Origin of the sequence: Alienimonas chondri (assembly GCF_013036045.1) — a bacterium.
GTDB lineage: Bacteria > Planctomycetota > Planctomycetia > Planctomycetales > Planctomycetaceae > Alienimonas > Alienimonas chondri.
On sequence record NZ_WTPX01000046.1, the window covers coordinates 23,764 to 31,289 of the forward strand.

Here is a 7,526-nt window from a genome sequence, read left to right on the forward strand (position 1 = left end):
CTCCGCGTGCGGGTTCGATCCGACTCGGTTAGAGACTGCCGCTGCGGAACACGCCGTAGACCAGCCAGAGCCCCAACAAGCTGCTGAGCAGGAAGATCGGGACCGCGAACCAGAAGCTCTCCGGCACGCTGCGGATCAGTAATGCGCTGGACAGAATCAACGCGCTCATCGCCAGACTGATCGCCAGCCGGTTGCCGGCCCGGTCGATCTCCCGCGTCAACACGTCCAGCCCCGCCACGTCGATCTGCACCCGCAGTTCGTCCCGGCTGAGCTTCTCCAGCGTCCGCCCCAATTGATGAGGCACGGCGGCGGCGAGCGTCGCCAGTTCGCCCGCCTCGCCGGCAAAGCGCTTCGCGAGGCGTTTCGGGTCCAGCCGCTGCTTGAGTAAGTCTGTCGCGAACGGTGCGACGTGGGCGGCGAGGTTGAAGTCCGGGTCCAACCGGCGACCGGTGCCCTCCACGCTGACCGCCGCCCGCACCAGCAGCATCAGGTCGCCCGGCAGGCGAATGCGGTGCCGACTGAGCAGCGAGAGAAAGTCGCCCAGCACCGCAGCGACCCGCAGCCGGGCCAGCGGGACGTTGTAGTGGGCCGAGAGAAACTCCCGCAGATCGACCCGCAGCGCCGTTTCGTTGATCTCGGCCATCGGCGTGCCCAGCGCCAAGAGATGGCGGGACACCGCGGCCACATCCTCCCGAGCCACCGCGGCGAGCAGATCCACCAGCCGATCGCGCACCAGTTCATCAAGAACCCCGACCATCCCGAAGTCCAGCAGCCCGATCCGGCCCTGGGGGTGATCCGCCGTCGGCGGGATCACGCGCACGTTGCCCGGGTGCGGGTCGCCGTGGAACAGGCCGAAGCGAAAGACCTGCTTGAGGAACACGCGGGCGCCCTTCGCCGCGATCTCCGCGGGGTCCAAACCGCGTGCGCGAAGCGTCGCCGGTTCGTCGGCCGGCAGACCGCTCAGCCAGGTCGTCGTCAGCACCGCCTCCGCGGTGAGGTCTTCCTGCACGACCGGGACGCACAGGTCGTCGGAGTCCGGGCCGAACAGCCGGGCGATCTCCGCGGCGGCGTTCGCCTCCCGGGTGAAGTCCACCTCCCGGCGAATCGTTCGCGAGAAGTGCCGCACCAGACCGGCGGGGTCGAAGACTTTCAGTTCCGGCAGCCGGCGTTCGATCAGCGCCGCGAGATCGAACATGAGGCTGACGTCCCGCTCCACGTCGCTCTTCACGCCCGGCCGACGAATCTTGACGGCGAGGTCGGCGCCGTCGTGGCCGACGGCCCGATGCACCTGTCCCAGCGAACCGGCGGCGACGGGAACCGGGTCGAACTCCCGGTAGGCCTCGGCGACCGTGCGGCCGAGCGCTGCTTCGACGGCGGCGACGGCCACTTCGCCGTCAAAGGGCGGGACGGTCTCGCGAAGCTTCGTCAGTTCGACGATCACTTCCGCCGGCAGCACGTCCGGCCGGGTGCTGGCGACCTGACCGAACTTGATGAACGTCGGCCCGAGATCCTCCAACGCCATGCGGAGCCGTTCCGGCGTGGTCCGCTCCGGCGCCGGCGGCGGATCTTGCCGCCAGAAGAACACCCGCCGCCCGAAGTTCAAATAGCGTCGCAGGTTCAACCGGCGCACCACATCCCCGAAACCGTGCCGCACCAGCACCGCGACGATCTCTCGCCCGCGGTTGAGGTTGCGCAGCAGTCGAACGGGGCGGGGGGCCATGAAGAAGTCTAACGGGAACCGCGAGGCGGCGTGTTCGGAAGGGCGCTGGAGAACCGCGTCCGCCGCTCACATCACGCTGAAGTAGTTCGCGACGGCGAAGTCGAAGGCGGCGTTCGTCAACTCGACCGGCTGCTGCTTATAAGCGCAATAGTTTCGCACCTGCATCAACAGGTCGCGGGGTTGGCAGCAACGGAACGGGCGCTCCCCTTTGATGTAATGCTCCTCGACGAGATATTCGACCGGGGCGGAATCATACTCCAGATTCAACGCGCCGCACATAATCTTCATCAGCGCCGTGAATTCCTCGCGGGAGGGGTCCGGCACCTCGATCTTATAAGGAATGCGTCGCAGGAAGGCGCCGTCGACGAGATCCCGCGGCTCCAGGTTCGTGCTGAACACGATCAACTGGTCGAACGGCACTTTCACCTTCTTGCCGCTGGGCAAGTTGAGGAAGTCGTATCGCTTCTCCAATGGGACGATCCAGCGATTCAACAACACGTCGACCGGCATCGTCTGGCGACCGAAGTCGTCGATCACGAGGGTGCCGCAGTTTGACTTTAATTGCAGCGGGGCTTCGCAGATTTTCGTGACGGGATTCTGCACGACCTCCAATTCCTGCATCGTCAATTCGCCGCCGGCGATCACGGTGGGGCGGGTGACGTTCACCCACCGCGGATCGACGCCGGACAGGTCCAGCAGCCCTTCGGCGCCGGCGCCCTCGACCTCCTCATGCACGCCGGGATCGAAGAGCCGGAGGATATCCCCGTCCACGCTGATCGCGCGGGGGATCCAGATGCTGCTGCCGAAGGCGCGGGTGATCCGCTCGGCGATGCTCGTTTTGCCGTTGCCCGGTTCGCCGAACAGGAACATCCCGCGGCCGCTGTTCACCGCGGGGCCGAGCCGCTCGAACATCGCCTCGTTAATCAGCAGATCGCTGAACGCGGCCCGCAGGCTCTCCTCGGTCGCGACCTGACCGGCGATGCTCTGGGCGGCCATCGCCTCCAGATATTGTTCCAGGGGCACCGGGGCGGCGCCGAAGTAGGTGCATTCCCGCACCAGCTTGCCCGCCGCGGCGCGACCGGATTCGGTGATTTGATAATGATAATCGCCCGCCTCCGCGGCCCCGCTGAACGTCAGGTATTGGCTCTTGCGCAGCTTGCGAACGATCGGGTCGATGATCGTAAACGGCAGCTTCAACTGCGTGCAGACCGCCCGCCCCGAGGCGGCGCCGACGTTGAACAGGTATTTCATGACGAGCCGTTCGATCTCGTCTTCCGTCAGGCCGGACTCCGCAATCGTATTGGGACAACGGGGCCGGAACGCCGGCGCCCCGGCGTCGGCGCCCTCGTCGGAGGGCGGGGGGCCGAGGAGAGCCTCCACGCGGTCATATAACGCACTGAGCCGTTCGGCAGCCCCGGGACCGTCGCCGGCGGCGGCTTCCGCCGCGGCGGCGAGCGCCTGAGCGTCCATCCCCGCGAGTACGTCGCGAGGATCGTTGAAGTTCATGGCCGGGCGGGGGTCGGCCTGCTGATCGCCGGCGACGGCGTTCATCAATACCTGAGCCGCCGGGGAGGGAACGGACGCCGCCGCTTCGCTCTTCGACGACGGCTCCTGCGGGGGATCGTCGCCGCGCAATCGGGCGAGGAAATCCGCGGGCGCCAGGGGCGCATCGACGTCTTCGAGGAGGGACATGATCGACCGGAACCGAGGGGGAGGGACCCTCGAACGTAGGTCACGCAAGCTGGCGGCGTGGCGAAACGGCAACATCGAACCGAAGAGTCCCCGGCCGTCACCGAAATGCGGGTGCATCCGTGCGGGTTCTGACGAAGCGGCCGGGCCAGCGCCCTTTAGAACGTCAACGGTTTGCCCACGCAGCCGCGGTCGGCGCCGCTGACGGTGGCGGCGAACTCCGCCAGATAGCGACGGTCGTGTTCGATCGGGCGGCGGACGCGGGCGGCGCGACGGCGGGCGGCCTCCTCTTCGGTCACGGCCCACGCGATCGTGCCGTCGGTCAGATCGAAGGCGATGCCGTCGCCGTCCTCGACCAGCCCGATCGGTCCGCCGGCGGCGGCCTCCGGGGCGCAATGCACCCCGATCGCCCCGTGACTGACGCCGCTGACGCGGGTGTCGGACAGAAACGCCACCTTCCCGTCGAGTTCCGGCGTGCTCAGCGCGGCGCTGGCGACCAGCACCTCCGGCATCCCCGCGGCGATCGGCCCCAGTCCCCGCAGCACGACCACCGTCCCCGGGGTGATGCGACCGGCCGCCGCGGCGTCGGCGACGGCCTTCGCCTCCTCGAACACCAACGCCCGGCCGGAGAATCGCGGTTCCTTCAAGCTGCTCACCTTGAACACGACGCCGCCGGGGGCGAGGTTCCCGAAGCAGATTTGCAGGTCCGCGGCGGCGTTCAGCGGGGCGTCCGACGTGCAGAAAAACTCATCCGGGCCGGCAATGGGGTCGGCGATCTCCGCATGGTTCTCCGCGAGGGTCTGGCCCGTCACGGTGACGCAGGAGCCGTCCAACAACCCGCAATTCAGCATGTGCTTCAACAAAACCGGCGTGCCGCCGAGCTTGTGCAGGTCCAACATCGTCCCGGCGCCGCGGGGGGCGAACGCGGCGAGCACGGGCGTTTCGCGACAGATGGTCTGAATATCGGTCAGGGTGAAGTTGACGCCGGCCTCCGCGGCGAGCGCCAACAGGTGGAGCACCCCGTTGGTGCTGCCGCCGCTGGCGCAGAGGCTCCGCATGCCGTTCGACAGGGCCGCCTTCGTGAGGATGTCCCGCGGCCGCAGGTCGAGCCGCAACAGGTTCGCCATGACTTCGCCGACGGCTTTGCACTCCGCTTCCTTTTCTGGCCCGACGGCGGGGTTGGAAGAGGAATAGGGCGCGCTCAGCCCCATCGCCTCGCAGGCGACGGCCCACGTGTTGAAGCTGGCGTTGATCCCGCAGCCGCCGGCGCCGGGGCAGGCGGTGCGGGTGACAGCGTCGGCTTCCTCCGCGGTCATGGCGCCCTGCTGGGCCTTCGCCTGACAGTCATAGACGTCGAGGATCGTCGTGTCGCGGCCGCAGTGGTTCCCGGGGAGAATCGAGCCGCCGGAGAGGATCAGCCCGGGATCATTGAGCCGGGCGAGGGCCATCGCAAAGCCGGGACCGTTCTTGTCGCAGCAGTGCAGGCCGATCAAACCGTCGTAGCGGTGGGCGCTGCACACCATTTCCGCGGCGTTGGCGATCGCGTTGCGGCTCGGCAGGCTCGCCCGTCCGCCGGAATGGCCCTGGGTGATGTTGTCCGAGACCGCCGGCGTACCGAAGGCGAAGCCCAGTAGACCCGCCGCTTCGCATCCCTCCCGCACCCACCCGGCGAGCTGATGGGCGTGCAGATTGCAGAGGTTCCCGTCCAGCAGCGGCGTGCCGATGCCCACCTGCGGGCGGTCGAAGTCCGCGTCGGTCATGCCCAGGCCGTAGTAGAACGCGGTCACGCCTTTCTGCCAGCCGCGGGTCAGTTCGCGACTGTTGCGGTTCGGGGGGGCGGCGGGCGTTTGGTCGGCGGGCGTTTGGGACTGGGGGTCGGACATGACGAACCGGCGCGGCGGGACGAGCGAATACGGGCTAAGGTGCCGGCAGTATGGTCGCCGATCCCGCCCGCCGCGCTTCGTCCCCGGGTTTTGCGGAAGGCGACCGCCGTGACCGTCGGCGGGGGCTGTCAGGGCTGCTGGTCGCCGGCGTGGCGTTCGCCGCGACCTTCGCCGCGGGGCTGTACGTCGTGGAGTTGGTTCGCGACTTTGGAACCGATGAGATCGCCGCGATCAAAGCGGCGGGGGAACTTTGATGAACGACAGTGCGCCGCTGCGTCGGCCCGACCGTCCCGCCGTTCTGCTGATCGGCATGCCCGGGTGCGGCAAGAGCACCGTGGGCAAGCCGCTGGCGGAACGGCTGAACGTGCCGTTCGTCGATCCCGACCTGCTGATCATCGCCGGCGAAGGCGGGACGGTGCTGGGGGACGTCTCCGAGAACCTCGACCGGGAGGAGTTCCTCGAAGTCGAGACGCGATACAACCTCGCCGTGCCGAGCGAACCCTCCGTCGTCGCCCCCGGCGGCAGCGTGATCTACTGCACCCCGGCGATGGAGCGGTTTCGCACGTTCGCCGTGACCGTCTGGCTGGACGTGCCGGTCGAGGCGCTGGAACCGCGGCTGGGTTGCCTGAAGGAACGGGCCGTGGTCATCGCCCCCGGGGCCACGCTGCACGACCTCGCCGCGGAGCGTCGACCGCTGCTGGAGCAATGGGCCGACCTGCGGATCGACGCGGCCGACCGCAGCCCGGAGGCCCTCGTCGACGAGATCGCGGGCCGGCTCGCGGAGTGAACGGTCCCGCAGTCGGCGGGCGCTGATTCGGCCTGCATCGAACGCCGTCGCGGTTCCCAGCGGGCGGGTTCGCCGCATACTGTGCTCGATTCACAGTCCGTTCGCCCCGCTGCCCACGCCGTCGCTCGTGCCCGCTTCCGCCCCGCCCGCTGCCGCCACGACCGCCGCCGCTGAGTCTGCCCCGGCCTCCCCTGACTCACGCGAAACTGACTCGCGAGATACGAACAACGTCAACGTGCGGGAGTTCACGCAGCTCATCAGCCCCACGGAACTGGCGGCGGAATACCCCGCCACCGCGGCGGCTCGCAGCGTCGTGCAGTCCGGCCGGGAGCAGATCAAACGGGTACTGGCCGGCGAGGACGAACGCCTGCTGTGCGTGGTCGGTCCGTGCAGCATTCATGACGAACAGGCCGCGCTGGAGTACGCCGCCAAGCTGAAGGCCGTCGCCGCGGAGACGGAGGACAAGCTGCTGATCGTGATGCGGGTCTACTTCGAGAAGCCCCGCACGACGGTCGGTTGGAAGGGTCTGATCTCCGACCCGGGCCTCAACGAGAAGTTCGACATGGCCGAGGGGCTGCGGAAGGCTCGGCGGATTCTGCTGGAGATCGCGGACCTCGGTTTGCCCGCGGCGACGGAGATGCTCGAACCGATCACCCCGCAATACATTGCGGACCTGATCGCCCTGGCCAGCATCGGCGCCCGCACGACCGAGAGCCCCTGCCACCGCCAGATGAGCAGCGGCCTGAGCATGCCGGTGGGCTACAAGAACGGCACCGACGGCTCGCTGCAAACGGCGCTCAACGCGATGACCGCCGCCCGCGCGGGGCACAGCTTCCTCGGTATCGACCCTGACGGGAAGACCTGCATCGTTCGCAGCGCCGGGAACCCGTGGGGGCACCTGATCCTCCGCGGCGGTCACAACGGCCCGAACTACGACGCGGAGAGCATCGCCAAAGCGACCGCCGGCCTGATCGACGACGGCCTGCCGCCGCGGTTCCTGGTCGACTGCTCCCACGCCAACAGCGGCAAAGACCCGCTGCGTCAGCCGTCCGTGTGGCAGAACGTGCTCGGCCAACGGCTCGACGGGAACGACTCGATCATCGGCATGATGCTCGAATCGAACCTCTACGAAGGCAACCAGAGCCTGACCCCCGACGCGGCCGACCTGAAGTACGGCGTGAGCGTCACCGACGGCTGCCTCGGCTGGGAAGACACGGAAACGCTGCTCCGCGAGACCTACGCGAAGCTGGCTTCGTAGGAAATCGGGCCTCGCTGAATAGGAAGACGCGTTGCCGCAGCGTCTCCCCTCTCCCTCAGGGAGAGGGGCCGGGGGTGAGGGCGGCGAGCCTTTCTTCGCGGTCGATTCGGGGACCGCGAAACAATCAACGACCGAGCGACGGGGCGGTGAAGAACAAGCGGACCGTGAACGCCCCCTCACCCCCAACCC

Annotated in this window: 6 protein-coding genes; 3 read left to right on the forward strand and 3 right to left on the reverse strand. The window is 68.2% G+C overall.

The window, feature by feature from the left end; translation table 11 throughout:
- Positions 1-28: 28 nt before the first annotated feature.
- The 3 genes from LzC2_RS08895 to LzC2_RS08905 form a co-directional block, all read right to left on the reverse strand.
- Complete coding sequence (locus tag LzC2_RS08895) at positions 29-1,720, reverse strand: ABC1 kinase family protein (RefSeq protein WP_171185977.1); 1,692 nt, start codon at positions 1,718-1,720, stop codon at positions 29-31.
- A 66-nt stretch (positions 1,721-1,786) separates the two neighbouring features.
- Positions 1,787-3,412: an ATP-binding protein gene (locus tag LzC2_RS08900; protein WP_171185979.1), complete on the reverse strand. Its 1,626-nt coding sequence runs from the start codon at positions 3,410-3,412 to the stop codon at positions 1,787-1,789.
- A gap of 155 nt (positions 3,413-3,567) precedes the next feature.
- Positions 3,568-5,292, reverse strand: a complete 1,725-nt coding sequence (locus tag LzC2_RS08905) for a dihydroxy-acid dehydratase domain-containing protein (protein WP_171185981.1) — start codon at positions 5,290-5,292, stop codon at positions 3,568-3,570.
- A 50-nt stretch (positions 5,293-5,342) separates the two neighbouring features.
- Between LzC2_RS08905 and LzC2_RS08910 the strand changes: the two genes are divergently transcribed.
- From LzC2_RS08910 to LzC2_RS08920, 3 genes are all read left to right on the forward strand, one after another.
- Complete coding sequence (locus tag LzC2_RS08910) at positions 5,343-5,546, forward strand: hypothetical protein (protein ID WP_171185983.1); 204 nt, start codon at positions 5,343-5,345, stop codon at positions 5,544-5,546.
- Positions 5,546-6,079, forward strand: a complete 534-nt coding sequence (locus LzC2_RS08915) for a shikimate kinase (RefSeq protein WP_171185985.1) — start codon at positions 5,546-5,548, stop codon at positions 6,077-6,079. The genes LzC2_RS08910 and LzC2_RS08915 overlap by 1 nt, the downstream gene beginning before the upstream one ends.
- Before the next feature lie 127 nt (positions 6,080-6,206).
- Positions 6,207-7,337 carry a 3-deoxy-7-phosphoheptulonate synthase gene (locus LzC2_RS08920; protein WP_171185987.1) on the forward strand — a complete coding sequence of 377 codons (1,131 nt, stop codon included), beginning with the start codon at positions 6,207-6,209 and terminating at the stop codon, positions 7,335-7,337.
- The last annotated feature ends 189 nt before the right edge of the window (positions 7,338-7,526 follow it).

Coding starts and splice junctions, on each gene's coding strand:
- LzC2_RS08895 (WP_171185977.1), bottom strand. CDS start 1,720: ATGGCCCCCCGCCCCGTTCGACTGCTGCGCAACCTCAACCGCGGGCGA.
- LzC2_RS08900 (WP_171185979.1), bottom strand. CDS start 3,412: ATGTCCCTCCTCGAAGACGTCGATGCGCCCCTGGCGCCCGCGGATTTC.
- LzC2_RS08905 (WP_171185981.1), bottom strand. CDS start 5,292: ATGTCCGACCCCCAGTCCCAAACGCCCGCCGACCAAACGCCCGCCGCC.
- LzC2_RS08910 (WP_171185983.1), top strand. CDS start 5,343: ATGGTCGCCGATCCCGCCCGCCGCGCTTCGTCCCCGGGTTTTGCGGAA.
- LzC2_RS08915 (WP_171185985.1), top strand. CDS start 5,546: ATGAACGACAGTGCGCCGCTGCGTCGGCCCGACCGTCCCGCCGTTCTG.